Below are 26,633 nucleotides of genomic sequence, written 5' to 3'. Positions count from 1 at the left end.
AACATTACCAGGCTTTCCGGGGTGGCCGATCACCCCCGCCTTGGGCGGGGGCGGCCGGAGGGGGAGGATGAGAGGGACCCACCAGCAGCGACGTCAGCAGTGACCAGCAGCAGTGACAGCGGGAGGAACCACGTGAGCGACTCGGGCACGGCCAGGAGCGTCACCGGCGAGGACGAGGTCGTCGACCTCTGCCGCGAGCTGATCCGGATCGACACCAGCAACTACGGCGACCACTCGGGCCCCGGCGAGCGCAAGGCGGCCGAGTACGTCGCCGAGAAGCTCGCCGAGGTGGGACTCGAACCGCGGATCTTCGAGTCCCACCCCGGACGCGCCTCCACGGTGGCCCGGATCGAGGGCGAGGACCCGTCCCGGCCCGCGCTGCTCATCCACGGCCACACCGACGTCGTCCCGGCCAACGCGGACGACTGGACCCACCACCCCTTCTCCGGCGAGATCGCGGACGGCTGCGTGTGGGGGCGCGGCGCGGTCGACATGAAGGACATGGACGCGATGACGCTGGCGGTCGTCCGCGACCGGCTGCGCACCGGGCGCAAGCCCCCGCGCGACATCGTGCTCGCGTTCCTCGCGGACGAGGAGGCCGGCGGCACGTACGGCGCCAAGCACCTGGTGCGCGAGCACCCGGAGCTGTTCGAGGGCGTCAGCGAGGCGATCGGCGAGGTCGGCGGGTTCTCCTTCACGGTCAACGAGAAGCTGCGGCTCTACCTCGTCGAGACCGCCGAGAAGGGCATGCACTGGATGCGGCTCACCGTCGACGGCACGGCCGGGCACGGCTCGATGACCAACGACGACAACGCGATCACCGAACTGTGCGAGGCGGTGGCGCGGCTCGGCCGGCACAAGTGGCCGGTCAGGGTCACCAAGACCGTACGGGCCTTCCTGGACGAGCTGTCCGACGCGCTCGGCACCGAACTCGACCCCGAGAACATGGAGGAGACCCTCGCCAAGCTGGGCGGCATCGCCCGGATGATCGGCACGACCCTGCGCAACTCGGCGGCGCCCACCCAGCTCGGTGCCGGCTACAAGGTCAACGTCATCCCCGGCCAGGCCACCGCGCACGTCGACGGACGCTTCCTGCCCGGCTACGAGGAGGAGTTCCTCGCCGACCTGGACCGCATCCTCGGGCCGCGCGTGCGGCGCGAGGACGTGCACGCCGACAAGGCGCTGGAGACCGGTTTCGACGGCCGGCTCGTCGACGCCATGCAGACGGCCCTGCGCGCCGAGGACCCGATCGCGCGGGCCGTGCCCTACATGCTCTCCGGCGGCACCGACGCCAAGTCCTTCGACGACCTCGGCATCCGCTGCTTCGGCTTCGCGCCGCTCAAGCTGCCGCCGGAGCTGGACTTCGCGGGCATGTTCCACGGGGTGGACGAGCGGGTGCCGGTGGAGGGACTGCAGTTCGGCGTGCGGGTGCTCGACCGCTTCATCGACGCGTCCTGATTCGCCCGCTGGAACGTGACTGCCGCACGCGACGGTATTCGGCCGCGCGTGCGGGGGGCGACCGGGACGGGTGAATGCATTCATAAGCTCGTAGCCTCATTAGTTCCTCCTCGTTACAGGTGATGCGATCAGCAAGCTGGGATCGCGCTTGCCAACTAGGAGGAATAATGCTCAAGAAGGTCGTCGCCGTCGCGGCTGCCACCGGTGGTCTGGTTCTCGCGGGCGCGGGCATGGCCGCCGCCGACTCCGGTGCCCAGGGTGCCGCCGTGCACTCGCCCGGTGTCCTCTCCGGCAACGTCGTTCAGGCGCCCGTTCACGTTCCGGTGAACGTCTGCGGCAACACGGTCTCCGTGATCGGTCTGCTGAACCCCGCCTTCGGCAACGTCTGCATCAACAAGTGACGTTGTGCCTCGCCTCATGAGGATCTGAGCCCGGCGGCCCCGGAGCGTACGCCATGCGCTCCGGGGCCGCCGGTCTGTGGAAGACCTCCGGGGCTGGAGGCCGACGGCGGCGTCGGAACATTCGGCACCCTCGCTACTACGCGACTTCTCGCTACTACGCGACTTCTCGGTGCCACGGCACTTCTCGGTACCACGGGACCAGGGCAAGGCAGGGATTTGAAAATGCGACAGGGCACCCGCAAGGGCCTGATGACGATGGCGGCGGCCACCGGCGTGTTCGCCGCCGCGGGCGGCACCGCCCACGCGGACTCGGGCGCGTACGGCTCGAGTTCGGGTTCGCCCGGCGTACTGTCCGGCAACACGGTGCAGGCGCCGGTGCACGTGCCGGTGAACGTCTGCGGCAACACGGTCGACGTCATCGGCGTCCTCAACCCGGCGATGGGCAACTCGTGCGCCAACCAGGGCGGCGACACGTCCGGCACGTCCGACGGGTACGGCGACTCCGGCGGCCGGCCCGGCTCGGACGGAGGCTCGCACGCCGACGGGCACGCCACCGACTCACCCGGCGTAGCCTCCGGCAACCACGTCGAGGCACCGATCCATGTGCCGGTGAACGTGTGCGGCAACAGCGTCGACGTCGTCGGCGCCCTCAACCCGGCCACCGGCAACGACTGCGGCAACGGGGGTGGCGGGAATCACACCACTCCGCCCGGCGGCGATCACGAGACTCCTCCCGGGGAGCCGGGCGATCCCGGGGAGCCGGGCAGCCCCGGAGACCCCGAGGCCCCGGGTGAGCCCGGAACTCCGGACAGCCCGCCCGACTCGGGCGACGAGACACCGGGCGATTCCCCGGACGTCAGCGGGCCGGACACCCAGACCGTCGACCAGCCCCGGGGCGACACGCAGCTCGCCGAGACCGGCAGTGGCGTGCCGCTCGGCCTCGCCCTGCCGGTGGGTGCGGGCGCGCTGCTCGCCGGCACGGTGCTCTACCGCAAGGCGCGCGCCTCGGCCTGACGCGGACCCGGCACGCACAGCGGGCCCCGCACCGGCGGGGCCCGCTCCGTCTCCGTCACCCGCGCGCGGCCGGGCCCCGTCACCGGCTCACCAGGTGGCGCGTACCTGGCGGATGATCCGGCGCCGCAGCCGCACCTTGCGGCTGCCGTCGCGCAGCAGGCTCAGGCGGTACAACTCCCAGTGTCCGTACTCGGCGTGGTCGGTCAGCAGACGTGTCGTCTCCTTGCGGGAAACCCCGCGCGGCACGTACACGTCGACAAATTCGTATTCCGGCATCGCATCTATTGTGCGGGCTGGGGCCCGGTACGGATAGCGTCTGCACTATGTCTGATGCTGCGCAGCCCACCGCTGCCGAGGTACGCGCCGCCGCCGAGGCGGTCAAGACCGCGCTCGACCGCCACCTGGCCGCGGTCGAACGCCGGTCGGGGGAGGACGACCCGACCGTCTACGACGCGTTCAACCAGCTGGCCGCGGCCGCGGAGGCGTACGACGAACTGCTCTACGACCGCTACGACGAGGTCACCCCCTTCGAGATCCCCGGCGCGGACGACTCGCTGCCGCCGTACACGGGCCCCGAGGAGCCCAACGCGCTGAGCGTGCTCATCCGCCGTGACTACGCCGTGGCCGAGCCGCAGCGGCTCATGGCCCAGGCCCGGCGGATCGAGGCGGCGGACGACGAGGGGGCGGGCGTGGAGGCCTCCGGCACGGTGCACGGGGCGCTCGGCCTCCTGTTCGGCGAGTTCGAGGCGGACGAGATCGCCTCCCGGCACAAGGAGTTCGGTCTGGAGGAGGGGGACTCCACGCTCTGGGTGACGGCCGCGGACGAGGCCCCCGATCCCGGCGAGTGGCTGGAGGCCCCGTTCGAGCAGGTCGATCCGCAACGGGTGGTCTGCCGCTTCGACGTCAGCGCGGTGTTCGACGACGAGTTCGACGACGGGCTCGACGACGAGGAGGACGACGACGAGGCCGTCGACGCCGACGTGGAGGAGCCGGCGGAGGACCTCGACACGGACCTGGACGAGGACGCGGACGACGACCTGGACACGGACGACGACCTGGATCCGGACGACGACGAGGACGGTGAACCGGTGCGGCTGGAGGCGGATCGCTGAGCGCCGGGAACCGGGACGGGCATGACGCCGGCGGCCACGGGGGCGACCCTGTGGCCGCCGGCGTCGCGTCTGCCCGGGACCGGCAGGGCGTGGCCGTGCGGCGAGATCCTCCGGCGACGTGGCCGGAGGACGTGGCCGGGCGCGCGCCGGGGTCAGCCCTCCGAGGGGACCTGCGGCCGGAGCAGCACCGGCAGCCGGGTCGTGCGCGGCTTCGCCGGTACCTCGGCCACGGCCCGGGGCAGTGCCTGCTCCACGCCGTGCACCACGGACAGATGGCGGGCGGCCCGGCTGAACGCCGTGTAGACCCAGGGCCGGCTGAGAGCCTGCGCGGCGTCGCCGGGCAGAACCACGACCACCGCGGGCCACCGGCCGCCCACCGCCTGGTGCGCGGTCAGAGCCCATCCGTGCCGTACGGACCGCTCCACCCGTTCCTTCGGTACGACGACGGCCTCGCCCGCGCACGACAGGTGCAGTCCGTCGGCGTCGGCCTTCACCACCCGGCCCGGCACCACCCGGCCCGGTGCGGCGGAGTAGGCGACACGGTCGCCCGGGTCGAAACCGCCGAAGCGGCCGGGGCCGGGGTTCAGCCGCTCCTTCAGCGCCGCGTTGAGCGCCCGCGTGCCCGCCGCGCCGCCGTGGCCCGGGGTGATGACCTGGGTCTCCTCGGTGGGGACGCCGATCGCGCGCGGCACCGAGTCCGCGACGAGCTGGACGGTGCGGTGCACGGCCTCGCCGGCGTCCCGCACCGGCACGATCACGACCTCCTTGCCGGGCGCCTCCACCTGGCCCAGCTCGCCGATGCCGATGCCGGAGACCAGTTCGCCGAGCGGGCCGGGGTCCGGGCGCCGCGAGGCGATCTGGGGGCAGACCCGTGCCGCCAGCAGGTCCGCGAAGATCCGCCCGGGGCCCACGGACCACAGCACCGCCGGATCCCCGGCGAGCACCAGCCGGGCCCCGTCCGGCAGCGACTCCACAAGCAGGGCGCCCGCCTCGACGTCCAGCTGCGGCGCGTCGAGCACGACGAGCAGATCGAGGTCCAGCGCACCGTCCGCGTCCCGGCCCGGGCCCTCGGCCCCGGTCAGCAGCCCGGCCACGGTGACGGCGGCCGGACCGGCCGGTACGGCCCGGTCCGGGGCGGTGGACTCCGGGGGCCGTGGCGCGGACGGCGGGTCGCCCAGCAGTGCGGCGAAGCGGTCGCGGCCGAGCGGTCCGTGCGCGGCCGCCCAGGCACGCAGGCCCAGGGCGTGCGCGGCGTGCAGCAGGGCCGCGGGTTCGGCCAGGGAGGCCTCCCCGCCGGTGTGCAGGACCAGGCCGTGGTCCGTGACGGCGCGGATCAGGTCGGCGGTGGAGCCCTGCGCAGAGGCGGCGGCCTGCTCCCAGTCCGCCGCCGCACCGTGATCCTTCGGCACCGAGCCGACCAGCCGGGCCAGACCGTCGGCGAGGCTCTCCTCGGCGAGCGCGTACCGCTCCAGACCGACCAGGACCCGCACCGGGCGTTCCTCGCCTTCGTCCGCCGCCGCCTCCTCCGAACCGCCGGTCGCGGCCGTCGGGTCCGTCGCGTTGCCCGGGCGGGCGCCGGTCTCCTCCAGGTCGTCCAGGGCGTCCTGGAAGGCCAGCGCCTCTCCCTCCGCGAGCGTGCTCTGCACGGCGCCGTCGGGGTCCGGCACGCCCCGCTGGGCCAGCGTGGCCGTGAGCCGGGGCAGCTCCAGGGCCGTGTGCCCGGCCAGGGCCGCCTGCTCCAGCAGCCACACCGTGATCGCACGGCCGCGGCGCTCGTCGTCCGGCCCGCACGCCGCGCCGAGCAGTGCCCGGGCGAACCCGTCGGCCTGTTCCGGCCGTACTCCGCCGACCCGGAGCAGCTGCCAGGGGTCCGCGCGCAGGGCGTCCGCCGCCTCCTCGCCGAGGAGCGCGGCGGTCTGCGGTGCGAGTGCCTCGGGGGCGCCGCCCTCGGCCAGTACGCGCCGTACGGCCTGGACGACCTCCGGCGGGGGACCCGCGGTCCCGGGGGCCGGCTCCGCCGGCACCGGCCGGGGCCGGTGTACCGGCTCCGGCGCGGCGCGGCGCGGGGCGGGCTCCGGGGCGCCGAAGACCGTGGCCGCGGGCTTCTCGCCGCTCTCCACGGCCCGCACGGCGGCGAGGAGATCGGCCGCCGTCCCGCTGAGCTTGGCCCCGGCGTCGATCGGTGCCTGCTTCTCGGCCTTCCGCCGCTCGATCCGCTCCCGCACGAGCCGCTGAGCGGCCAGCTCGGCCTCGGCCTCGGACACCTGCCCCGGCGCGCCGTCGTGGTCCGGCTGCCCCGGCGCGTCGTCGTCCGCGCCGTCGTCGCCCGGCTGCCCGGTCGTCGCCACGTTCCCGGCGCCGTCGGGCCCGGGCTCCGGGGCCGCCTCGGTGGCCCGGCCGCCCGCGGCATCCCCGGTGGCCGCCTCGTCGGCGCCGTCGGGCGCCTGCTCCTGCCCGGCGGCACCGGTGTCGACGGCTCCGGTGCCGGCCGGTGCCTCGACGTCGGCCCCGTTCGCGGTGCCCGCGGTCTCCGGCCCGGTGTCCGCGGCGTCCGCGGTGTCCGCGACGTCCTCAGAGGCGGGCTCGGGCTCCGTGCTCACAGCGTGCTCCAGTCGTGATCGGGATAGCGGTGCACGGGCGCCGACACGTCGTCGAGAGCCCGGCAGATCTCGTCAGGAAGACTAAGGGTCTCCACTGACAACGCCGCCGTGAGCTGCCGCGCGTTGCGCGCGCCGACGATCGGGGCGACCACGCCGGGCCGGTCGCGGACCCAGGCCAGCGCCACCTGGAGCGGGGTCACCGCGAGCCCGTCCGCCGCCGTCGCCACCGCGTCCACGATGTGGCCGGCGGTGTCGTCGAGGTAGGGCGCGACGAACGCGGCCAGATGCTCCGAGGCGCCGCGCGAGTCGGACGGCGTCGCGTCCCCGCGGTACTTGCCGGTGAGGACCCCCCGGCCCAGCGGCGAGGAGGGCAGCAGGCCGATGCCCAGGTCAAGGGCGGCCGGCAGCACCTCGCGTTCGATGCCGCGCTGGAGCAGGGAGTACTCCATCTGGGTGCTCGCCAGCCGGTTCCGTACGGCCGGCGCCGCCAGCTGCCAGGTCGCCGCCTTGGCCAGCTGCCAGCCGCAGAAGTTGGAGGCCCCCGCGTACCGGGCACGGCCGCTGCTCACCGCCACGTCCAGGGCGTGCAGCGTCTCCTCGAGCGGCGTGTGCGGGTCGTAGGCGTGCAGGTGCCACACGTCGACGTGGTCCGTGCCGAGGCGGGCCAGCGAGGCGTCCAGCGCGGACAGCAGGTGGGCGCGTGAACCGTCGAAGCGGCGGTCGGGATCCGGCACGCTGCCCGCCTTGGTCGAGATCACCAGGTCCCGGCGCGGCACCAGCCCTTCCATGAGCCGCCCGAGCAGGTACTCGGCCTCCCCGTCGCCGTACACGTCCGCCGTGTCGACGAGGGTGCCGCCCGCTTCCCAGAAGGTCTTCAAGAGGTCCGCGGCGTCGTGCTCGTCCGTGCCCCGGCCCCAGGTCAGGGTGCCGAGACCGATGCGGGACACGCGCAGGCCGGTGCGGCCGAGATGCCTCTGCTCCATGAACGCCGACATTACTGGCCACGGCTTGCGCTGTGGGGGCCTGTGGACAACCGATTTCGCGCGCTAAGGTCGGGGCCACCAGCCACGTTACTGATCGGTAAGGGGAATCGGCCATGCAGCTCGGGATCAACCTCGGCTACTGGGGTGCCGGAATGGACGCGGACAACCTGGCCGTCGCCCAGGAGGCCGACCGGCTCGGCTACGCCGTCTGCTGGGCCGCCGAGGCCTACGGCTCCGACGCGGCCACCGTACTCACCTGGGTCGCCGCGCAGACCGAGCGCATCGACGTGGGGTCGGCCATCTTCCAGATCCCGGCCCGCCAGCCCGCGATGACCGCGATGACGGCCGCCACCCTGGACTCCCTCTCGAAGGGCCGATTCCGCCTCGGCCTCGGCGTGTCCGGCCCGCAGGTCTCCGAGGGCTGGTACGGCGTCACCTTCGACAAGCCGCTCGCCCGCACCCGCGAGTACGTCGAGATCGTGCGCAAGGCGATGACGCGCGAGCGGCTGTCGTACGAGGGGCAGCACTGGACGCTGCCGCTGCCCGGCGGCCCCGGCAAGCCGATCAAGCTGACCGTGCACCCGCAGCGCGAGCACATCCCGCTGTACATCGCCGCGATCGGCCCGAAGAACCTGGAGCAGACCGGCGAGATCGCCGACGGCGCCCTGCTGATCTTCCCCTCCGCCGACCACCTGGAGGACACCGCGGTCCGGCACCTGCGCGCCGGGCGGGAGAAGGCCGGGAAGACCCTCGACGGCTTCGACGTCTGCCCGACCCTGCCGCTCGCCCTCGGCGACGACAAGGACGTCGCCGCGCTCGCCGACACCTTCCGCCCCTACACCGCGCTCTACGTCGGCGGCATGGGCAGCCGCAGGCAGAACTTCTACAACCAGCTCGCCCAGCGCATGGGCTACGAGGCGGAGGCCGCCGAGATCCAGGACAAGTACCTGTCCGGCGACAAGGAGGGCGCCGCCGCGGCCGTACCGCACGAGCTGATCGACCGGACCACCCTGCTCGGTTCCGTGGACCGCATCGCGGACCGGATGAAGGCCTACGCCGCCGTCGGCGTCACCACCCTGACCCTCGCCCCCGCCGGCTTCACCCTGGACGAGCGGATCGCCGCGCTCCGCGCCGGCACCGAGGCCCTGGAGCGCGCCGGACTGGCGTAGCGCCCGCTGGGAGTTCTGCGGCCGTGGTGGGGGCTCGGGGGTCTTCCCCGCCACGGCCGTCACGGGGAACAACGCGCCCGCGTGCCCGTGGTTACGCCTCCTCGTGTTCCCGGCCGTCCTTCTTTTGGCTGAGTTGCCCGCCGTACCTGTTGCCGCCTCCCCGCTCCCGCACTTGACTCGTTCTTTGCGGAGTCTGCGGAACCCCGCAGCGGCAGAGAGGTGCCACCGATGCTTTCGGCCAAGAGTCTGTTCCAGGAGATCCTCGACAACGACGAGTCGTTCCGTCTCTTCTGCTCCATCGCGGCCAGCGGGGAGACACAGGGAGGCTGGGAGAACGCGCGCATCGCGGCGCTGGTACCCGAGAGCGAGCGCGCCCTCGCCCCCAAGATCACCCGGCACGGCGCCGACGAGGACAAGCACGGGCGGATCTTCAACGCCCTGCTGAAGAAGCGCGGCCTCGAACCCGTCGAAGTGCCGCCCGAGACCGACTACACCATGCTCCTGGAACGGCACGGCATCGGCCTCGCCCACGAGAAGCTCAGGGCCGACGAGCCGCTCACGGTGCGGGACGTCATCACCTACCTCGCGCACAGCAGGGTCACCGAGCAGCGCGCGGCCGAGCAGATGGCGATGCTCCTCAAGTACTTCGCGGACCACCCGGACCTGGGCCGGGCCGTCCGGATGATCTCGGCCGACGAGGACAACCACCTCGCGTACTCCCACGAGGAACTGCTCCGCTTCGCCGCCGCCGGACACGGCCGGTACATCCGGCGGACGCTGCGCGAGTGCGCGCTCGCCGAGATCCGCGTCCACCGGGACGTCAGCCTCGCCGTGATGGCCCGCATGGGGAGCCTCCTCGGCTGGCCGCGCGCCAGGTCGGCGGTGCTCGCGGCGGGCATCCACGCGATGTACGCCTACGAGCGGCTGGCCGGCTGGCGCCGCATGGTGACGCTGCGGACACCCGAACGGCGCGACGCGCTCGGCGGACCCGCCACCGCGGCACCGGAGGTCGCCTGACCGTCCCGCATCCCCTCAGAGCCAGCCCCGCCGCTTGAACAGCCGGAACAGCAGCACCTCCAGCACGGCCATCAGCGCGATCACCGCCGGATAACCCCATACCCAGCGCAGTTCCGGCATGTGCCCGAAGTTCATGCCGTAGATGCCCGCGACCATCGTGGGCACCGCGGCCATGGCCGCCCACGCGGAGATCTTCCGCATGTCGTCGTTCTGCCGGACGCTCGTCTGTGCCAGATGCGCCGAAAGGATGTCCGAGACGAGCCGGTCCAGACTCTCCACCGACTCGTTCACCCGCGTGAGGTGGTCGCTCACGTCCCGGAAGAACGGCCGCGCCCTGTCGTTCACGAACGGCACCCTGCCGCCGAACCCTCCGGTCCCGGCCAGCCTGGCCAGCGGAGGCGCCAGCGGGCCGGTCGCCCGGCGGAACTCCAGGACCTGCCGCTTGAAGGTGTAGATCCGGGACGCCGTGCGCCGGGAGCCGCCGCCGTCCGGTGAGAAGACCTCGGCCTCCAGCTCCTCCAGGTCGTTCTGCAGCTCGACCGCCACGTCCAGGTAGTGGTCGACGGTGGCGTCCGCGATCGCGTACAGGACCGCGGTGGGGCCCTTGCCGAGCAGCTCGGGCTCGTGCTCCAGGCGCTGCCGTACAGCTCGCAGCGGGGCGCCCTCGCCGTGCCGGACCACGACCACGAACGCGTCACCCAGGAAGATCATGAGCTCGTCGGCGGAGACGGCGTCGCTCTCCGGCTCGTACACCACCGGCTTGAGGACGGCGAAGAGCGAGTCCTCGTAGACCTCCAGCTTGGGCCGCTGGTGGGCCTTCAGGGCGTCCTCCACCGCCAGCGGATGCAGCCCGAACTCCTGCGTGACCAGGTCGAACTCGTCCTCGGTCGGCTCGTGCAGCCCGATCCAGACGAAGCCGCCCGCGGTCCGCGCCTCACCGAGCGCGTCGGAGAAGTCCTCGGGTCCGTCCGTGCGGCGCCCGTCCCGGTAGATGGCACAGTCGACGATCACCGAACGCGTTCTCCCTTCACCCCGGCGCCCGGGCACCCTGCCGTACGCCTACCCTGTCCGCATGCCCACGCTGATCCTGGTCAGGCACGGACGTTCCACCGCCAACACCGAGGGGCTGCTCGCCGGCTGGACGCCCGGCGTCGCCCTCGACGAACGCGGCGCCGCACAGGCCGCCGCGCTGCCCGGACGGCTCGCCGGCCTGCCGCTCTGCGAGGTCGTCACCAGCCCGCTGCAGCGCTGCAAGGAGACGATCCGGCCCCTGCTCGACGCCCGGCCCGGACTGCGGGCGCACACCGACGAGCGGATCGGGGAGTGCCACTACGGCGACTGGTCCGGCCGCAAGCTCGCGGAACTCAAGGACGAGCCGCTCATGGAGGTCGTCCAGGCACACCCGTCCGCCGCGGCCTTCCCCGGCGGCGAGTCCCTGCGCGCCATGCAGACCCGCGCCGCCGAGGCGGTGCGCGAGTGGAACGCGCGCGTGGAGCGCGACCACGGCCCCGACGCCGTCTACCTCCTGTGCTCCCACGGCGACATCATCAAGTCCCTCGTCGCCGACGCACTCGGCCTTCACCTCGACCTCTTCCAGCGGATCTCCGTCGAGCCCTGTTCCGTCACCGCGATCCGCTACACCCGGCTGCGCCCGTTCCTCGTCCGCCTCGGCGACACCGGTGACTTCGCCTCCCTGGCCCCGCACGAGGAGCCCTCGGGCGACCAGGCCCCCGTCGGTGGTGGTGCGGGCGCACCGTGATCGTCGGCCGCAGTAGGGTGAAGCGGTCGCAGCAATCCCCTCGGCTTCCCGCTTTCCCAGACTTCCCCGACTTCCATGGAGACAGGACGTGTCCCGTCAGGTGTTCCTCTACGACCAACCGGAACGTTTCGTGGCCGGTACGGTCGGACTGCCCGGGCGCCGTACGTTCTTCCTCCAGGCCACCGCCGGCTCCCGGGTGACCAGCGTGGCCCTGGAGAAGACCCAGGTCGCCGCCCTCGCCGAGCGCATGGACGAACTCCTCGACGAGGTCGTACGGCGCAGCGGCGGGAGCACTGCCGTCCCCGCCATGGCGCCCACCGAGCCCGCCGACACCGCCCCGCTGGACACCCCCGTCGAGGAGGAGTTCAGGGTCGGCACCATGGCGCTGGCCTGGGACGGCGAGGAACAGCGCATGATCGTCGAGGCGCAGGCCCTCGTGGAGCTGGACGCCGAGTCCGAGGAGGACCTGGCGGAGGCCGAGGAGCGGCTCCTCCAGGACGAGGAGAACGGCCCCCCGATGCTGCGGGTCCGCCTCACCGGCGCGCAGGCCAGGGCCTTCGCCAAGCGCGCCCTCGACGTCGTCAACGCCGGGCGGCCGCCGTGCCCGCTGTGCAGCCTCCCGCTCGACCCGGAAGGACACGTATGTCCGCGCCAGAACGGATACCGCCGCGGAGCGTGACCACCGGAGCGGCGACCGCCGAGTTGCTCGCCCGGGGTGACCTGACCGTGCGCGGACGCATCCGTGACGCCTCCAACGCGGCGCTGTACTGCACGGTCACGCACGAGGGACGCGAGGCGGCCTGCGTCTACAAGCCGGTCGCCGGGGAGCGGCCCCTGTGGGACTTCCCCGACGGCAACCTCGCCCGGCGCGAGGTCGCCGCCTACGAGGTCTCCGAGGCGACCGGCTGGGGCCTGGTACCGCCCACCGTGCTGCGCGACGGGCCGTACGGCGAGGGCATGTGCCAGCTGTGGATCGAGGCGGTGCCGGACACGGAGCTGCTCGCCCTGGTGGAGGACGAGGAGCCCGGCCCAGGCTGGAAGGCGATCGCCCTCGCCGACGTCGGGGAAGGCCGTACCGCGCTGCTCGTGCACGCCGACGACGAGCGGCTGCGACGGCTCGCCGTGCTGGACGCCGTGATCAACAACGCCGACCGCAAGGGCGGCCATCTGCTGCCCGCGGACGAGGAGCGGCTGTACGGCATCGACCACGGGGTGGCCTTCCACGCCGAGAACAAGCTGCGCACCCTGCTGTGGGGCTGGGCGGGCGATCCGCTCACCGGGGAGGCCCTGGCCGTGCTCGACACGCTCAGGGAGGCGCTGAAGGACGGCGGGACCCTGGCGACCCGGCTCGGCGCACTGATCACCCCCGTCGAACTCGGGGCCACGCGCGCGCGGGTGGAGGCCCTGCTGGCCTCCGGGAAGCACCCGGAGCCGAGCGGGGAGTGGCCGGCCATTCCCTGGCCGCCGGTGTAGGCAAGCCGGTGCGGGCGGCGCCCGTGGCCCGGCCGGCACAACGGCGGGCGCCGCGCAAGAGCGCCTTACCGGCCATCCGGACCGGTCCGGTTCGTGTACGGAACATCCGTCCGGTTAGGCTCATGACATGCATGCCTGGCCCGCTTCCGAGGTCCCCGCCCTGCCTGGTCAGGGTCGCGACCTGAGGATCCACGACACCGCGACCGGAGGCCTGGTCACTCTCGACCCCGGTCCCGTCGCCCGCATCTATGTCTGCGGCATCACGCCGTACGACGCCACCCACATGGGGCACGCGGCGACCTACAACGCGTTCGACCTCGTGCAGCGCGTGTGGCTCGACACCAAGCGGCAGGTCCACTACGTCCAGAACGTCACCGACGTCGACGACCCGCTGCTGGAGCGGGCCGAGCGGGACGGCGTCGACTGGACCGCCCTCGCCGAGAAGGAGACCGCCCTCTTCCGCGAGGACATGACGGCGCTGCGGATGCTGCCGCCGCGGCACTACATAGGCGCCGTGGAGGCCATACCCGGCATCGTCCCGCTCGTCGAGCGGCTGCGGGACGCGGGTGCGGCGTACGAGCTCGAAGGTGACATCTACTTCTCCGTCGAGTCCGACCCCCACTTCGGTGGTGTCTCCCACCTCGACGCCGCCGCCATGCGGCTGCTCTCCGCCGAGCGGGGCGGCGACCCGGACCGGCCGGGCAAGAAGAACCCGCTCGACCCGATGCTGTGGATGGCGGCCCGCGAGGGCGAGCCCAGCTGGGACGGCGGCTCCCTCGGCCGCGGACGCCCCGGCTGGCACATCGAGTGCGTGGCCATCGCCCTCGACCACCTCGGCATGGGCTTCGACGTCCAGGGCGGCGGCTCCGACCTGGCCTTCCCGCACCACGAGATGGGCGCCTCGCACGCCCAGGCGCTCACCGGCGAGTTCCCCATGGCCAAGGCGTACGTGCACGCCGGCATGGTCGGTCTCGACGGCGAGAAGATGTCCAAGTCCAAGGGCAACCTGGTCTTCGTCTCGCAGCTGCGCCGTGAGGGCGTCGACCCGGCCGCGATCCGGCTCACGCTGCTCGCCCACCACTACCGTCCCGACTGGGAGTGGACCGACCAGGTGCTCCAGGACGCCCTCGCCCGGCTCGACCGCTGGCGCGCCGCGGTCTCCCGGCCCGACGGCCCGTCCGCCGAGGCGCTCGTCGAGGAGATCCGCGAGGCCCTCGCGAACGACCTGGACTCCCCGGCCGCCCTCGACGCCGTCGACCGCTGGGCCGCGCTCCAGCAGGAGAGCGGCGGCACGGACATCGGCGCGCCCGGTGTGGTGTCCCGCGCGGTCGACGCGCTGCTCGGAGTGGCGCTGTAAGCAGCGCACACACGGAGAACAGGGGCGCTTCCCACCGGGAAGCGCCCCTGTTGCCGTCCGTCAGTCCTCCGACGACTCCTCGTCGTCCCCGCTCGCCTTCGGCGGCCTCGGCGGACGCGCCCGGCCGCTGGGGTTGTCCCGCAGATACGGCGCCCCGGGCTGGCCTTCGCCGCCGTCGGCCGTGGCGTGGCCACCCGGTCCCGAGCCGTCCCGCCGCCGCAGGTACCGCTCGAACTCGCGGGCGATCGCCTCGCCCGACGCCTCCGGCAGCTCCGCGGTGTCCCGCGCCTCCTCCAGCGACTGGACGTACTCGGCGACCTCGCTGTCCTCGGCCGCCAGCTGGTCCACACCCACCTGCCAGGCGCGCGCGTCCTCGGGCAGCTCGCCCAGCGGGATGCGCACGTCGATGAGGTCCTCCAGCCGGTTCAGCAGGGCCAGGGTGGCCTTCGGGTTCGGCGGCTGCGACACGTAGTGCGGCACCGCGGCCCACAGCGAAACGGCCGGTACGCCCGCGTGCGTGCACGCTTCCTGGAGGATGCCGACGATGCCCGTGGGCCCCTCGTACTTGGTCTCCTCCAGGTCCATGCGCCGGGCCAGGTCGGCGTCCGACGTGGTGCCGCTGACCGGGACCGGGCGGGTGTGCGGGGTGTCGCCCAGCAGGGCGCCCAGGACGACCACCAGCTCGACGCCCAGCTCGTGGGCGAAGCCCAGCAGTTCGTTGCAGAACGAGCGCCAGCGCATGGACGGCTCGATGCCGCGGACGAGCACGAGGTCGCGCGGCTTGTCGCCGCCGACCCGGATCACCGACAGCCTCGTCGTCGGCCACGTGATCTTGCGGACGCCCGCTTCCATGAACACCGTGGGGCGGTTGACCTGGAAGTCGTAGTAGTCCTCGGCGTCCAGCGCCGCGAACACCTCGCCCTTCCACTCCCGGTCGAGATGCGCGACCGCGGTGGAGGCGGCGTCGCCGGCGTCGTTCCAGCCCTCGAACGCGGCCACCATGACCGGGTCGACCAGCTCGGGAACCCCCTCGAGCTCGATCACCCAGCGCCTCCTTCCGACGTGCCCTCGCGTACCCCCCAACCTTACGGCGTGCCGAGGGGCCGCCCGCAGCCCCCTTGCACGGGGGAGTGAACGCATCACTGCCCCGTTACCGACGGCCGGACACCCGCCGTCAGCACCGGATCGGAGCCGGACCGGAGCCGGATCAGAGGGTGGAGCGCAGCCACTGCTCCACGGACGCGATGTGCACCGTCGCCCAGGAGCGTGCCGCCTCCGCGTCCCGGTCGCGCAGCGCGGCGAGGATCGCGCGGTGCTCGTGCAGGGTGCGGCTGACCGCGTCCTCCTGGGTGAGCCCGCGCCAGACGCGGGCCCGGGTGGTGGGACCGGACAGACCGTCGAGGAGGGAGCAGAGCACCGAGTTGCCCGACGCCCCCACGATGCCCCGGTGGAACTCCAGGTCGCAGGCGACCAGCTCCTCCACCGACGGTTCGGTGCCGAGGACGTCCAACCGGGCACCGAGCGCGTCGAGCTCCCGTTCACTGATCCGGGAGGCCGCCAGTGCGGTCGCGGCCGGCTCCAGGATGCGGCGCACGGCGAGGAACTCCAGCACCGTGTCGTCGCGGTGGAAGTCGACGACGAAGCCGATGGCTTCCAGCAGGAGCTGTGGATCCAGGCTCGTGACGTAGGTCCCGTCGCCCTGGCGCACGTCCAGGATCCGGATCAGGGACAGGGCGCGTACGGCCTCCCGCAGCGAGTTGCGGGACAGTCCGAGGCCGGCGGCGAGCTCACTCTCCTTGGGCAGCCGGTCGCCGGGCCGCAGCGCGCCGGAGACGATCATGCCCTTGATCTTCTCGATCGCCTCGTCGGTGACCGCCACGGCCGACCTCCCTGTGCTTCCAAGCGTGTTCAGACATCCGATGTCTCACGCCATTATGGAGGGGGCGCCGGGTGAAAAGCACGCGCGGGAGGCGGCGGCTCCCTCGGCACCGGGCCGCCGCCTCCCGCGGGACCGGGTGCCCGGTCCCGCAGCCGGTCCTACTTCTTGTCGAGCAGGTCCTGGACCTTGGCGCGGACGTCGTCCGTGGCCAGGCCGCGGATCGTCAGCGTCGTCCGCCGGCGCAGGACGTCGTCCTGCGTCTCGGCCCACTCGTGGTCCCGGGCCCACACGACCTGCGCCCAGATCTCCGGGGCGTCGGGGTGGACCCGCTCGGCCAGCTCCGGGTTGTCGTTGGCCAGACGCGCGATGTCGAAGGCCAGCGAGCCGTAGTGCGTGGCCAGGTGCCTGGCGGTGTCCGCCGCCATGCGCGGGCCGGGTGCCGGGCCGTCCACCAGCAGCCGGTGCGCGACCGCGCGCGGATTGGCGACGCCCGGCAGCGGCAGCTTCTTCGGCAGCGACGCGATCGGCTCGAAGTCGTCGCCCAGCGGGTGGCCCGGCAGCGCCTCCAGCTTCTTCATGACCGTCCGGCCGATGTGGCGGAAGGTGGTCCACTTGCCGCCCGCGACGGACAGCATGCCGCCCCGGCCCTCGCTGACGACCGTCTCGCGCTTGGCCTTCGCGGTGTCGCCGGGGCCGCCCGGCAGCACGCGCAGACCCGCGAAGGAGTACGTGATCAGGTCCCGGTCGAGCTGCTGGTCGCGGATGGAGAAGGCGGCCTCGTCGAGGATCTGGGTTATGTCCTTCTCGTTGACCGCGACGTCCGCCGGGTCGCCCTCGAACTCCTCGTCGGTCGTGCCGAGCAGCAGCATGTCCTCCCAGGGGAGGGCGAAGGTGATGCGGTACTTGTCGATCGGGGTGGCCAGCGCGGCCTTCCAGGGCGCGGTGCGCTTGAGCACCAGGTGCGCGCCCTTGGACAGGCGGATGGACGGGGCCGCGTTCGGGTCCTCCATGCGCCGCAGGTGGTCGACCCAGGGGCCGGTGGCGTTGAGCACCAGGCGGGCGTTCACCCCGAACTCGTCGCCGGTGAGCCGGTCCTTCAGCTCGGCGCCGGTCACCCGGCCCTTGGTGAAGCGCAGGCCGGTCACCTCGGCGTGGTTGAGGACGACCGCGCCCGACTCGGCCGCCGCGCGGACGGTCATCAGCGCCATGCGGGCGTCGTTCATCTGGTCGTCGCCGTACACGGCCACGGCCTTCAGGTTGTCGGTGCGCAGCTCCGGCACGTCCTGCGCGGCCTTGGCCGGGGAGAGCAGGTGGCCGACGCCGTCACCGAAGGCGGACAGCGCCGAGTACGCGAAGACGCCGGCGCCGAGCTTCGCCGCGCCGTGCGGCCCGCCCTTGTACACGGGGAGGTAGAAGGTGAGCGGGTTCGCCAGGTGGGGGGCCACCTGGCGGGAGACCGCACGGCGCTCGAAGTGGTTCTCCGCCACCAGCTTCACCGCGCCGGTCTGCAGGTAGCGCAGTCCGCCGTGGAGCAGCTTGGAGGAGGCGGAGGAGGTGGCGCCGGCGAAGTCGCCGGCGTCGACCACGGCCACCCTGAGGCCGGACTGCGCGGCGTGCCAGGCGGTGGAGATGCCCAGGATGCCGCCGCCGATCACGAGAAGGTCGTACGACGCCTTGGAGAGCTGTTCCCGGGTCTCGGCCCGGCTCGGGTTCGAGCCGGAGGCCGGGTGCGTCCCCAGGGCAGGCACGGACTGCAGGGTGGACTGAGTGGTCATTGCGGTTCTTACTCCTCGTCCTCGAGCCAGCCCATGGTCCGCTCGACGGCCTTGAGCCAGCTCTTGTACTCACGGTCGCGGATCTCCGCGTCCATGCGGGGGGTCCACTCGGCGGCCCGCCGCCAGTTGGCGCGCAGGTCGTCGGTGCTGTTCCAGAAGCCGACGGCGAGGCCGGCGGCGTAGGCGGCGCCGAGGCAGGTGGTCTCGGCGACCATCGGGCGCACCACCGGCGCGTCCACGAAGTCGGCGAGGGTCTGCATCAGCAGGTTGTTGGAGGTCATGCCGCCGTCGACCTTGAGGGCGGTCAGCTCCACACCGGAGTCCTTCGTCATGGCGTCCGCGATCTCCCGCGTCTGCCAGGCGGTGGCCTCCAGGACGGCGCGCGCGAGGTGCGCCTTGGTGACGTACCGGGTCAGGCCGGCGATCACACCGCGGGCGTCGGAGCGCCAGTACGGGGCGAACAGGCCGGAGAAGGCCGGGACGAAGTAGGCGCCGCCGTTGTCCTCGACCGACAGGGCGAGGGTCTCGATCTCGGCGGCGGTGGAGATCAGGCCCATCTGGTCGCGCATCCACTGCACCAGCGAGCCGGTGACGGCGATCGAGCCCTCCAGGGCGTAGACCGTGTCCTGGTCGCCGATCTTGTAGCCGACCGTGGTCAGCAGGCCCGAGTAGGAGTTGATGAGCTTGTCACCGGTGTTCATCACCATGAAGGTGCCGGTGCCGTACGTCGACTTGGTCTCGCCCTCGGAGAAGCAGGTCTGGCCGAACAGGGCCGCCTGCTGGTCGCCGAGCGCGGAGGCGACCGGGACACCGCCGAGCAGCTCGCCCAGTCTGCCGCCCTTGATCTCGCCGTAGACCTCGGCGGAGGAGCGGATCTCGGGGAGCATCTGCGTCGGCACGCCGATGGACTCGGCGATCCTGGCGTCCCACTGCATGGTGTGCAGGTTCATCAGCATGGTGCGCGAGGCGTTGGTGACGTCGGTGACGTGCTTGCCGCCGTTCACCCCGCCCGTCAGGTTCCAGATGACCCACGTGTCCATGGTGCCGAAGAGCAGGTCGCCCGCCTCGGCGCGCTCGCGCAGGCCCTCGACGTTGTCGAGCAGCCAGCGGGCCTTGGGGCCGGCGAAGTAGGAGGCGAGGGGCAGGCCGGTCTCGCGGCGGAAGCGGTCCTGGCCGACGTTGCGGCCCAGCTCGCGGCAGAGGGCGTCGGTGCGGGTGTCCTGCCAGACGATGGCGTTGTGGACGGGCTCACCGGTGTTCTTGTCCCAGACGAGGGTGGTCTCGCGCTGGTTGGTGATGCCGATGGCCTTGATGTCGTCGCGGGTGATGCCGGCCTTCTCGATGGCCCCGGCGACGACCTCCTGGACGTTGGTCCAGATCTCGGCGGCGTTGTGCTCGACCCAGCCCGGCTTGGGGAAGATCTGCTCGTGTTCCTTCTGGTCGACGGAGACGATGCGTCCGTCGCGGTCGAAGACGATGCAGCGGGAGGAGGTCGTGCCCTGGTCGATCGCGGCGATGAAGGGTCCGGCGGTGTGAGCGTCGGTCACTGTGTGCTCCTGGGGTTCCGTGGTGTGGGGCCGGTGCGTACGGCGCGTGTTCTGCGGCTCGATGATGGCCGAGCGGAAGGCCGCTCAGGCGAACGCGACGTTGTAGACACCTCCCGCGATCGCGCCGCCGATCAGCGGACCGACGACGGGGACCCAGGCGTAGGACCAGTCGGAGCCGCCCTTGTTCGGCAGGGGCAGCAGGGCGTGCACGATGCGCGGGCCGAGGTCGCGGACCGGGTTGATCGCGTAGCCCGTGGGGCCGCCGAGGGACAGGCCGATCGAGACCACCACGAACGCGGTGATCAGGGCGCCCAGGGTGCCGAGGCCGTTGCCCGCGTCGTTCAGGCCCTGGGTCAGGATGGCGAGCAGCAGGACGAAGGTGCCGATGATCTCGGTGGCGAGGTTCTGGACCGTGTGCCGGATCTCCGGGCCGGTGGAGAAGACGCCCAGGACGGGGCCGGCGCCCTTCTCCTGGGCCTCGACGGCCTTGGCCGTGGTGTCCCGCGCGTCAGGGCCGCCGACGATCTCCGGATCGGTCAGGTGGGCCTGGAACTGGCCGTAGTAGGCGACCCAGACCAGGACGGCGCCGATCATGGCGCCGAGGATCTGCCCGGCGAAGTAGGTGGGGACGTTGCCCCACTCGCCGTCCTTGATCGCGATGCCGATCGTCACGGCCGGGTTGAGGTGGGCGCCGGAGAGCGGGGTGGAGATGTACGCCGCCGTCATGACGGCGAAGCCCCACCCGAGGGCGATGGCGACCCAGCCGGCGTTGCGCGCCTTGGAGGCCTTGAGCGTCACGGCGGCGCAGACACCGCCGCCGAGCAGGATGAGTATGGCGGTACCGATGGTCTCGCCGATGAAGATGTCGGAGCTGGACACCCGCGACTCCTTTGTCCTTCGTCCAGGGAAAGCCGAACCCCCGGGTCCCTCCGGGTGTTCCGGCGCTCTCGGTGTGAGAGCGGTGGCGGCCCTTGGCGTTGTCACACTCTAACGCGTATTGCCGGTAGGTGTTCGACAATGCCGACCGATGGACGCGAGTCTCGTCTCGGCGTCAGCTGTGCGTCAAGAGTTCTGTTATCGAAAACACGATCGTTATTGATCGTCGTGGACTATCGGTCCTCGGGGCCGGGCCGTGCGGGTCTTCGAGCCGTATGTCCGCTTCGCCGCGTCAGGGCAGGCGGAAGGGCCGGAACGCCGCCCGGCGTCCCGGCCCCTGCGGGGTGTCCGCGACCTGGGCGCCGCTAGAACCGCCCGGCGCCCAGGTCCCGCGACACGGCGCGGGCGCAGTCCCGTACCGCCGCGACCAGCTCGGGCCGCAGCTCACCGTCCCGGCACAGCCGTTCCACGGCCCCGGTGATGCCGACCGCGCCGACCGGCATGCGCCGGCGGTCGTGGATGGGGGCGGCGATGGAGGCGATGCCGTCCCAGGTCTCCTCGACGTCGGCGGCGTACCCACGCGCGCGCGTGATGTCCAGGATGTGCTCGAATCCGTCCGGCTCGCAGACGGTCCGGTCCGTGTACGCGGTGCGGTCGGCCTCCAGCGCCTCGCTGTGCGCGACCGGGTCGTAGGCGGACAGCACCTTGCCCAGCGCCGTGGAGTGCAGCGGCTGCATGGCCCCGATCTCCAGCACCTGCCGGCTGTCGTCGGGCCGGAAGACGTGGTGCACGATCAGGACCCCCTGCTGGTGCAGGACGCCGAGGTGGACGCTCTCGCCGCTGGACCGGGCCAGGTCGTCCGTCCACACCAGGGCGCGCGCCCGCAGCTCGTGCACGTCGAGGTACGTCGTGCCCAGACGCAGCAGCTCGGCGCCCAGCTGGTAGCGCCCGGAGGTGTCGTCCTGCTCCACGAAGCCCTCCTGCTGGAGGGTGCGCAGGATGCCGTGCGCGGTGCCCTTGGCCAGACCCAGCGACGAGGCGATGTCCGACAGGCCGAGCCGCCGTTCGCCGCCCGCGAGCAGGCGCAGCATCGCGGCCGCCCGCTCGAGCGACTGGATGTTCCGTGCCATCGACGTACTGCCTCCGTCCCCTTCGACTGCCGACCTCGGCGTCGCTGACGTCGTTCGGCAATGCCGAACACTACCGGTCGATGCCGACCTCCCGCTAATGGTCGGCGGGCAACTGTTGCACTTCGGCCACGACCCGGTGGCCGGTACCGTCCTCCGGCAGCGGCCGGGAACCACGGGCGGGCCCTCCCGGAACTCCCTCCGCGCGGCCGCCCGCGTCCCGCCCGCCGGCTCGCCCCGGCCTCTCCCTCCCGGCCCCGCTCGTGGCGCGGCCCCGGCCCCCGCCCGGCCGGTTCGCGGCTCGCCCGGGGCGCGGCCCCGGCCGTTCCGAGGCCCCGGACGGTCACCCCTTCGGCGGGCACCCGCCCCGCCGCGCCCGTCCGTCTCGTGGACGCCCCGACCATCCGTCCCCGGTCCCGGCTACCCTGGCGACGTGCGTTCTCCCCCGGGACGTTCCCTTCGGACGGCACCGGGCAGCGCAAAGCCGACAGCCGTCGCATCCTAGGGAGCCCCTTCATGGCCTCGTCGCCGTCCACCCCGTCCGCCGACACCCGCACCCGTGTGTCCGCCCTCCGGGAGGCGCTCGCCACCCGTGTGGTGGTCGCCGACGGAGCGATGGGCACCATGCTTCAGGCGCAGAACCCCTCGCTGGACGACTTCCAGCAGCTGGAGGGGTGCAACGAGGTCCTGAACGTGACCCGCCCGGACATCGTGCGCTCGGTGCACGAGGAGTACTTCGCCGCCGGCGTCGACTGCGTGGGGACCAACACCTTCGGCGCCAACCACTCCGCGCTGGGCGAGTACGACATCCCCGAGCGCGTCCACGAGCTGTCGGAGGCCGGCGCCCGGGTGGCCCGCGAGGTCGCCGACGAGTTCGCCGCGCGGGACGGCCGGCAACGCTGGGTGCTCGGTTCCATCGGCCCCGGCACCAAGCTCCCCACCCTGGGCCACGCCCCGTACACCCTCCTGCGGGACGCCTATCAGCGCAACGCCGAGGGCCTGGTCGCCGGAGGCGCGGACGCGCTGCTGGTGGAGACGACGCAGGACCTGCTGCAGACCAAGGCCTCCGTGCTCGGCGCCCGGCGCGCCCTGGACGCGCTGGGACTCGACCTGCCGGTGATCTGCTCGGTGACGGTGGAGACGACGGGCACGATGCTGCTGGGCTCGGAGATCGGCGCCGCGCTGACCGCGCTGGAGCCGCTGGGCATCGACATGATCGGCATGAACTGCGCGACCGGCCCCGCGGAGATGAGCGAGCACCTGCGCTACCTTTCCCGCCACTCCCGGATCCCGCTGTCCTGCATGCCCAACGCCGGCCTGCCGGTCCTGGGCAAGGACGGCGCCCACTACCCGCTGACCGCGCCCGAGCTGGCCGACGCGCAGGAGACCTTCGTACGCGAGTACGGCCTGTCCCTGGTGGGCGGCTGCTGCGGCACGACGCCCGAGCACCTGCGCCAGGTCGTGGAGCGGGTGCGGGGCACCGCCCCCACCGAGCGCCACCCGCGTCCCGAGCCGGGTGCGGCCTCCCTGTACCAGAGCGTGCCGTTCCGGCAGGACACCTCCTACCTGGCGATCGGTGAGCGGACGAACGCGAACGGGTCGAAGAAGTTCCGGGAGGCGATGCTGGAGGGCCGCTGGGACGACTGCGTGGAGATGGCCCGCGACCAGATCCGCGAGGGCGCGCACATGCTGGACCTGTGCGTGGACTACGTGGGCCGCGACGGCGTCGCCGACATGGAGGAGCTCGCCGGCCGTTTCGCGACCGCGTCGACGCTGCCGATCGTGCTGGACTCCACCGAGGTCGACGTCCTGCGCGCCGGTCTGGAGAAGCTCGGCGGCCGCGCGGTCATCAACTCGGTCAACTACGAGGACGGCGCCGGCCCCGAGTCCCGGTTCGCGAAGGTCACCCGGCTGGCGCAGGAGCACGGTGCCGCGCTGATCGCCCTGACCATCGACGAGGAGGGGCAGGCCCGCACCGCCGAGAAGAAGGTCGAGATCGCCGAACGGCTGATCGACGACCTGACGGGCAACTGGGGCATCCAGGAGTCCGACATCCTCGTCGACTGCCTCACCTTCACCATCTGCACCGGCCAGGAGGAGTCCCGCGGCGACGGTGTCGCCACCATCGAGGGCATCCGCGAACTGAAGCGGCGCCACCCGGACGTGCAGACCACCCTCGGGCTGTCGAACATCTCCTTCGGCCTCAACCCGGCCGCCCGCATCCTGCTCAACTCCGTGTTCCTGGACGAGTGCGTCAAGGCCGGCCTGGACTCCGCGATCGTGCACGCGAGCAAGATCCTGCCGATCGCGCGGTTCGACGAGGAACAGGTCACCACCGCCCTGGACCTGATCTACGACCGCCGCCGCGAGGGCTACGACCCGCTGCAGAAGCTCATGGCCCTCTTCGAGGGCGCCACGGCCAAGTCGCTGCGGGCGTCCAAGGCCGAGGAACTGGCCGCCCTCCCGCTGGAGGAGCGCCTCAAGCGCCGCATCATCGACGGCGAGAAGAACGGCCTGGAGCAGGACCTGGACGAGGCCCTGACGGAGCGTCCGGCCCTCGACATCGTCAACGAGACCCTCCTCGACGGCATGAAGGTGGTCGGTGAGCTGTTCGGCTCCGGCCAGATGCAGCTGCCGTTCGTGCTCCAGTCCGCCGAGGTCATGAAGACCGCGGTGGCCCACCTGGAGCCGCACATGGAGAAGACCGACGACGACGGCAAGGGCACCATCGTGCTGGCCACCGTCCGCGGCGACGTGCACGACATCGGCAAGAACCTCGTCGACATCATCCTCTCCAACAACGGCTACAACGTCGTCAACCTCGGTATCAAGCAGCCGGTCTCCGCGATCCTGGAGGCGGCCGAGGAGCACCGGGCCGACGTGATCGGCATGTCCGGGCTCCTGGTCAAATCCACGGTGATCATGAAGGAGAACCTGGAGGAGCTCAACCAGCGGGGGATGGCCGCCGACTACCCCGTGATCCTCGGCGGCGCGGCGCTGACCCGCGCCTACGTCGAGCAGGACCTGCACGAGGTCTACGACGGCGAGGTCCGCTACGCCCGCGACGCCTTCGAGGGCCTGCGCCTGATGGACGCCCTGATCGGCATCAAGCGCGGGGTGCCCGGCGCGAAACTGCCCGAACTGCGTCAGCGACGGGTCCGCGCGGCCACCGTGGAGATCGAGGAGCGGCCCGAGGAAGGCCACGTCCGCTCCGACGTCGCCACCGACAACCCCGTGCCCACCCCGCCCTTCCGCGGCACCCGCGTGGTCAAGGGCATCCAGCTCAAGGAGTACGCGTCCTGGCTGGACGAGGGCGCCCTCTTCAAGGGCCAGTGGGGCCTGAAGCAGGCCCGTACCGGCGAGGGACCCTCGTACGAGGAACTGGTCGAGTCCGAGGGCCGGCCCAGGCTGCGCGGGCTGCTGGACCGGCTCCAGACGGAGAACCTGCTGGAGGCGGCCGTGGTCTACGGCTACTTCCCGTGCGTCTCCAAGGACGACGACCTGATCGTCCTCGACGACGACGGCAACGAGCGCACCCGGTTCACCTTCCCGCGCCAGCGCCGCGGCCGCCGCCTGTGCCTGGCCGACTTCTTCCGCCCGGAGGAGTCCGGCGAGAAGGACGTCGTCGGCTTCCAGGTCGTCACCGTCGGCTCCCGGATCGGCGAGGAGACGGCCCGCATGTTCGAGGCCAACGCCTACCGCGACTACCTCGAACTGCACGGCCTGTCCGTCCAGCTGGCCGAGGCCCTCGCCGAGTACTGGCACGCGCGCGTGCGCTCCGAGCTCGGCTTCGGCGGGGAGGACCCGGCCCAGATGGAGGACATGTTCGCCCTGAAGTACCGGGGCGCCCGCTTCTCCCTCGGCTACGGCGCCTGCCCCGACCTGGAGGACCGCGCCAAGATCGCCGAACTGCTCCAGCCGGAACGCATCGGCGTCCACCTGTCCGAGGAGTTCCAGCTCCACCCCGAGCAGTCCACCGACGCCATCGTGATCCACCACCCGGAGGCGAAGTACTTCAACGCCCGCTGAGGCCCCCCCGGTACCCCGCTCCGGCGCCACATCAGGCGTTCTCGTCCCGCCCGACGTACACTGGTCGGTCCACTGCAGGCCGGTTCCCTCCGTGGGGACCGGCCTGACCGTCCCTCAAGGAGGTACGTGGATGACCAGTACGGTCCCCGCGCTCGGAACCCGTACGGCCGAAGGCTCCGCCCTGCAGGCCGTGCTTCTCGACATGGACGGCACCCTGGTGGACACCGAGGGCTTCTGGTGGGACGTCGAGGTCGAGGTCTTCGCCTCCCTCGGCCACACCCTCGACGACTCCTGGCGGCACGTGGTCGTCGGCGGCCCGATGAGCCGCAGCGCGGGATTCCTGATCGAGGCCACCGGGGCACGCATCTCGCTCGCCGAACTCAGCGTGCTGCTCAACGACGGCTTCGAGAAGCGCATCGGCCACACCCTGCCGCTCATGCCGGGAGCCGCCCGGCTGCTCGCGGAGCTCTCCGCGCACGGGATTCCCACCGCCCTGGTCTCCGCCTCGCACCGGCGCATCATCGACCGGGTGCTGACCTCGCTGGGCCCCGAGCACTTCGGCCTCACCGTCGCCGGCGACGAGGTGCCGCGCACCAAGCCCCACCCGGACCCGTACCTGGCCGCCGCGGCCGGACTCGGAGTGGACCCGGCCCGGTGCGCCGTCGTCGAGGACACCGCGACCGGAGTCGCCGCCGCGGAGGCCGCCGGCTGCCACGTCGTGGCGGTGCCCTCGGTCACCCCCATCACCCCGGCCGCCCGGCGCACGGTGGTCGGCTCGCTGGAAGACGTCGACCTGACATTTCTGCGTGGCCTGATGACACAAATGCGCTAGACCTTCACCCAGCGTGCAGCGGCCTTAACGGGGAATTCCGGAAACGGCCGCGCGAGGCGGCGCGGGGAACAGGCGCGGAAGAATTCGAGCCGTTCCGGATGGTCGAATTCCGGCACCCGTCGGCGAAAGCTCCCCTGTGATGTTCCCCACGTGGAGAGGGGTCGACAGGGGAGTGCCGCTGTGCTGCCTCGCATCAGGCGAACGTTGTCGAGGTGTCCTTGTGTC

The 26,633-nt window shown here is 72.3% G+C and carries 22 protein-coding genes; 12 read left to right on the top strand and 10 right to left on the bottom strand.

Annotated features, from left to right (window positions below):
• Positions 1-132: 132 nt before the first annotated feature.
• The 3 genes from ACP4IX_RS04740 (at position 133) to ACP4IX_RS04730 (ending at position 2,873) form a co-directional block, all read left to right on the top strand.
• The gene (locus tag ACP4IX_RS04740; RefSeq protein WP_279563452.1) at positions 133-1,458 is read left to right on the top strand and encodes a M20/M25/M40 family metallo-hydrolase; all 1,326 of its coding nucleotides are present in this window, start codon (positions 133-135) and stop codon (positions 1,456-1,458) included.
• A 167-nt stretch (positions 1,459-1,625) separates the two neighbouring features.
• Positions 1,626-1,859 carry a chaplin ChpH gene (chpH, locus tag ACP4IX_RS04735; protein ID WP_426518549.1) on the top strand — a complete coding sequence of 78 codons (234 nt, stop codon included), beginning with the start codon at positions 1,626-1,628 and terminating at the stop codon, positions 1,857-1,859.
• Positions 1,860-2,081: 222 nt separating this feature from the next.
• Complete coding sequence (locus ACP4IX_RS04730) at positions 2,082-2,873, top strand: chaplin family protein (RefSeq protein WP_426518551.1); 792 nt, start codon at positions 2,082-2,084, stop codon at positions 2,871-2,873.
• Positions 2,874-2,960: 87 nt separating this feature from the next.
• Here the strand turns inward: ACP4IX_RS04730 and ACP4IX_RS04725 are convergent, their stop codons facing one another.
• Positions 2,961-3,149 (bottom strand): DUF5703 family protein, encoded by a 189-nt coding sequence (locus ACP4IX_RS04725; RefSeq protein WP_161163089.1) that lies wholly within the window; start codon positions 3,147-3,149, stop codon positions 2,961-2,963.
• A gap of 47 nt (positions 3,150-3,196) precedes the next feature.
• On the opposite strand from ACP4IX_RS04725, the gene ACP4IX_RS04720 reads away from it, so the two are divergent.
• Positions 3,197-3,985 (top strand): hypothetical protein, encoded by a 789-nt coding sequence (locus ACP4IX_RS04720; RefSeq protein ID WP_426554817.1) that lies wholly within the window; start codon positions 3,197-3,199, stop codon positions 3,983-3,985.
• 152 nt (positions 3,986-4,137) lie between these two features.
• Here the strand turns inward: ACP4IX_RS04720 and ACP4IX_RS04715 are convergent, their stop codons facing one another.
• Positions 4,138-6,585 (bottom strand): ATP-binding domain-containing protein, encoded by a 2,448-nt coding sequence (locus tag ACP4IX_RS04715; RefSeq protein ID WP_426554816.1) that lies wholly within the window; start codon positions 6,583-6,585, stop codon positions 4,138-4,140.
• Positions 6,582-7,568 (bottom strand): aldo/keto reductase, encoded by a 987-nt coding sequence (locus tag ACP4IX_RS04710; protein WP_426518558.1) that lies wholly within the window; start codon positions 7,566-7,568, stop codon positions 6,582-6,584. Before ACP4IX_RS04710 ends, ACP4IX_RS04715 begins: the two co-directional genes overlap by 4 nt.
• Before the next feature lie 113 nt (positions 7,569-7,681).
• Here ACP4IX_RS04710 and ACP4IX_RS04705 point away from each other — a divergent pair, with 113 nt between their 5' ends.
• Positions 7,682-8,737 (top strand): LLM class F420-dependent oxidoreductase, encoded by a 1,056-nt coding sequence (locus ACP4IX_RS04705; RefSeq protein WP_426518560.1) that lies wholly within the window; start codon positions 7,682-7,684, stop codon positions 8,735-8,737.
• A gap of 228 nt (positions 8,738-8,965) precedes the next feature.
• Positions 8,966-9,754, top strand: a complete 789-nt coding sequence (locus ACP4IX_RS04700) for a ferritin-like domain-containing protein (protein ID WP_426518562.1) — start codon at positions 8,966-8,968, stop codon at positions 9,752-9,754.
• A gap of 15 nt (positions 9,755-9,769) precedes the next feature.
• Here the strand turns inward: ACP4IX_RS04700 and corA are convergent, their stop codons facing one another.
• Entirely contained in the window at positions 9,770-10,765 is a 996-nt protein-coding gene (corA, locus tag ACP4IX_RS04695) for a magnesium/cobalt transporter CorA (protein ID WP_426518564.1), read from the bottom strand.
• 61 nt (positions 10,766-10,826) lie between these two features.
• Between corA and ACP4IX_RS04690 the strand changes: the two genes are divergently transcribed.
• The 4 genes from ACP4IX_RS04690 to mshC all read left to right on the top strand — a co-directional run bounded on the left by ACP4IX_RS04690 (position 10,827) and on the right by mshC (position 14,343).
• Complete coding sequence (locus ACP4IX_RS04690) at positions 10,827-11,513, top strand: histidine phosphatase family protein (protein ID WP_426518566.1); 687 nt, start codon at positions 10,827-10,829, stop codon at positions 11,511-11,513.
• A gap of 88 nt (positions 11,514-11,601) precedes the next feature.
• Positions 11,602-12,192 carry a DUF3090 domain-containing protein gene (locus ACP4IX_RS04685; RefSeq protein WP_426518568.1) on the top strand — a complete coding sequence of 197 codons (591 nt, stop codon included), beginning with the start codon at positions 11,602-11,604 and terminating at the stop codon, positions 12,190-12,192.
• On the top strand, positions 12,156-12,986 hold the full coding sequence (locus ACP4IX_RS04680; RefSeq protein WP_426554815.1) for an SCO1664 family protein: 831 nt from the start codon (positions 12,156-12,158) through the stop codon (positions 12,984-12,986). The genes ACP4IX_RS04685 and ACP4IX_RS04680 overlap by 37 nt, the downstream gene beginning before the upstream one ends.
• Before the next feature lie 127 nt (positions 12,987-13,113).
• Positions 13,114-14,343, top strand: coding sequence for a cysteine--1-D-myo-inosityl 2-amino-2-deoxy-alpha-D-glucopyranoside ligase (gene mshC / locus ACP4IX_RS04675; protein WP_426554814.1), 1,230 nt, complete (start codon positions 13,114-13,116; stop codon positions 14,341-14,343).
• Between the two features lie 60 nt (positions 14,344-14,403).
• Here mshC and ACP4IX_RS04670 read toward each other — a convergent pair whose 3' ends face one another.
• The 6 genes from ACP4IX_RS04670 to ACP4IX_RS04645 form a co-directional block, all read right to left on the bottom strand.
• Complete coding sequence (locus ACP4IX_RS04670; RefSeq protein WP_426554813.1) at positions 14,404-15,387, bottom strand: PAC2 family protein; 984 nt, start codon at positions 15,385-15,387, stop codon at positions 14,404-14,406.
• 163 nt (positions 15,388-15,550) lie between these two features.
• Positions 15,551-16,222: a FadR/GntR family transcriptional regulator gene (locus ACP4IX_RS04665; RefSeq protein ID WP_426518576.1), complete on the bottom strand. Its 672-nt coding sequence runs from the start codon at positions 16,220-16,222 to the stop codon at positions 15,551-15,553.
• Positions 16,223-16,380: 158 nt separating this feature from the next.
• Positions 16,381-17,997: an FAD-dependent oxidoreductase gene (locus ACP4IX_RS04660; RefSeq protein ID WP_426518578.1), complete on the bottom strand. Its 1,617-nt coding sequence runs from the start codon at positions 17,995-17,997 to the stop codon at positions 16,381-16,383.
• Positions 17,998-18,005: 8 nt separating this feature from the next.
• Entirely contained in the window at positions 18,006-19,544 is a 1,539-nt protein-coding gene (gene glpK / locus ACP4IX_RS04655; protein WP_426518580.1) for a glycerol kinase GlpK, read from the bottom strand.
• A gap of 84 nt (positions 19,545-19,628) precedes the next feature.
• Positions 19,629-20,423 (bottom strand): MIP/aquaporin family protein, encoded by a 795-nt coding sequence (locus ACP4IX_RS04650; protein WP_426518582.1) that lies wholly within the window; start codon positions 20,421-20,423, stop codon positions 19,629-19,631.
• Positions 20,424-20,785: 362 nt separating this feature from the next.
• Entirely contained in the window at positions 20,786-21,550 is a 765-nt protein-coding gene (locus ACP4IX_RS04645; protein ID WP_426554812.1) for an IclR family transcriptional regulator, read from the bottom strand.
• A gap of 513 nt (positions 21,551-22,063) precedes the next feature.
• Between ACP4IX_RS04645 and metH the strand changes: the two genes are divergently transcribed.
• Both metH and ACP4IX_RS04635 read left to right on the top strand, forming a co-directional pair.
• A complete protein-coding gene (gene metH / locus ACP4IX_RS04640) occupies positions 22,064-25,576 on the top strand; it encodes a methionine synthase (protein ID WP_426518586.1) in 3,513 nt (1,170 codons plus the stop codon).
• Positions 25,577-25,706: 130 nt separating this feature from the next.
• Complete coding sequence (locus ACP4IX_RS04635) at positions 25,707-26,408, top strand: HAD family hydrolase (protein WP_426554811.1); 702 nt, start codon at positions 25,707-25,709, stop codon at positions 26,406-26,408.
• Positions 26,409-26,633 lie beyond the last annotated feature (225 nt).

The organism is Streptomyces sp. WG5 (genome assembly GCF_049974565.1).
In the GTDB taxonomy this organism is placed as follows: domain Bacteria; phylum Actinomycetota; class Actinomycetes; order Streptomycetales; family Streptomycetaceae; genus Streptomyces.
This window is presented reverse-complemented; position numbering and strand designations above follow the sequence as displayed.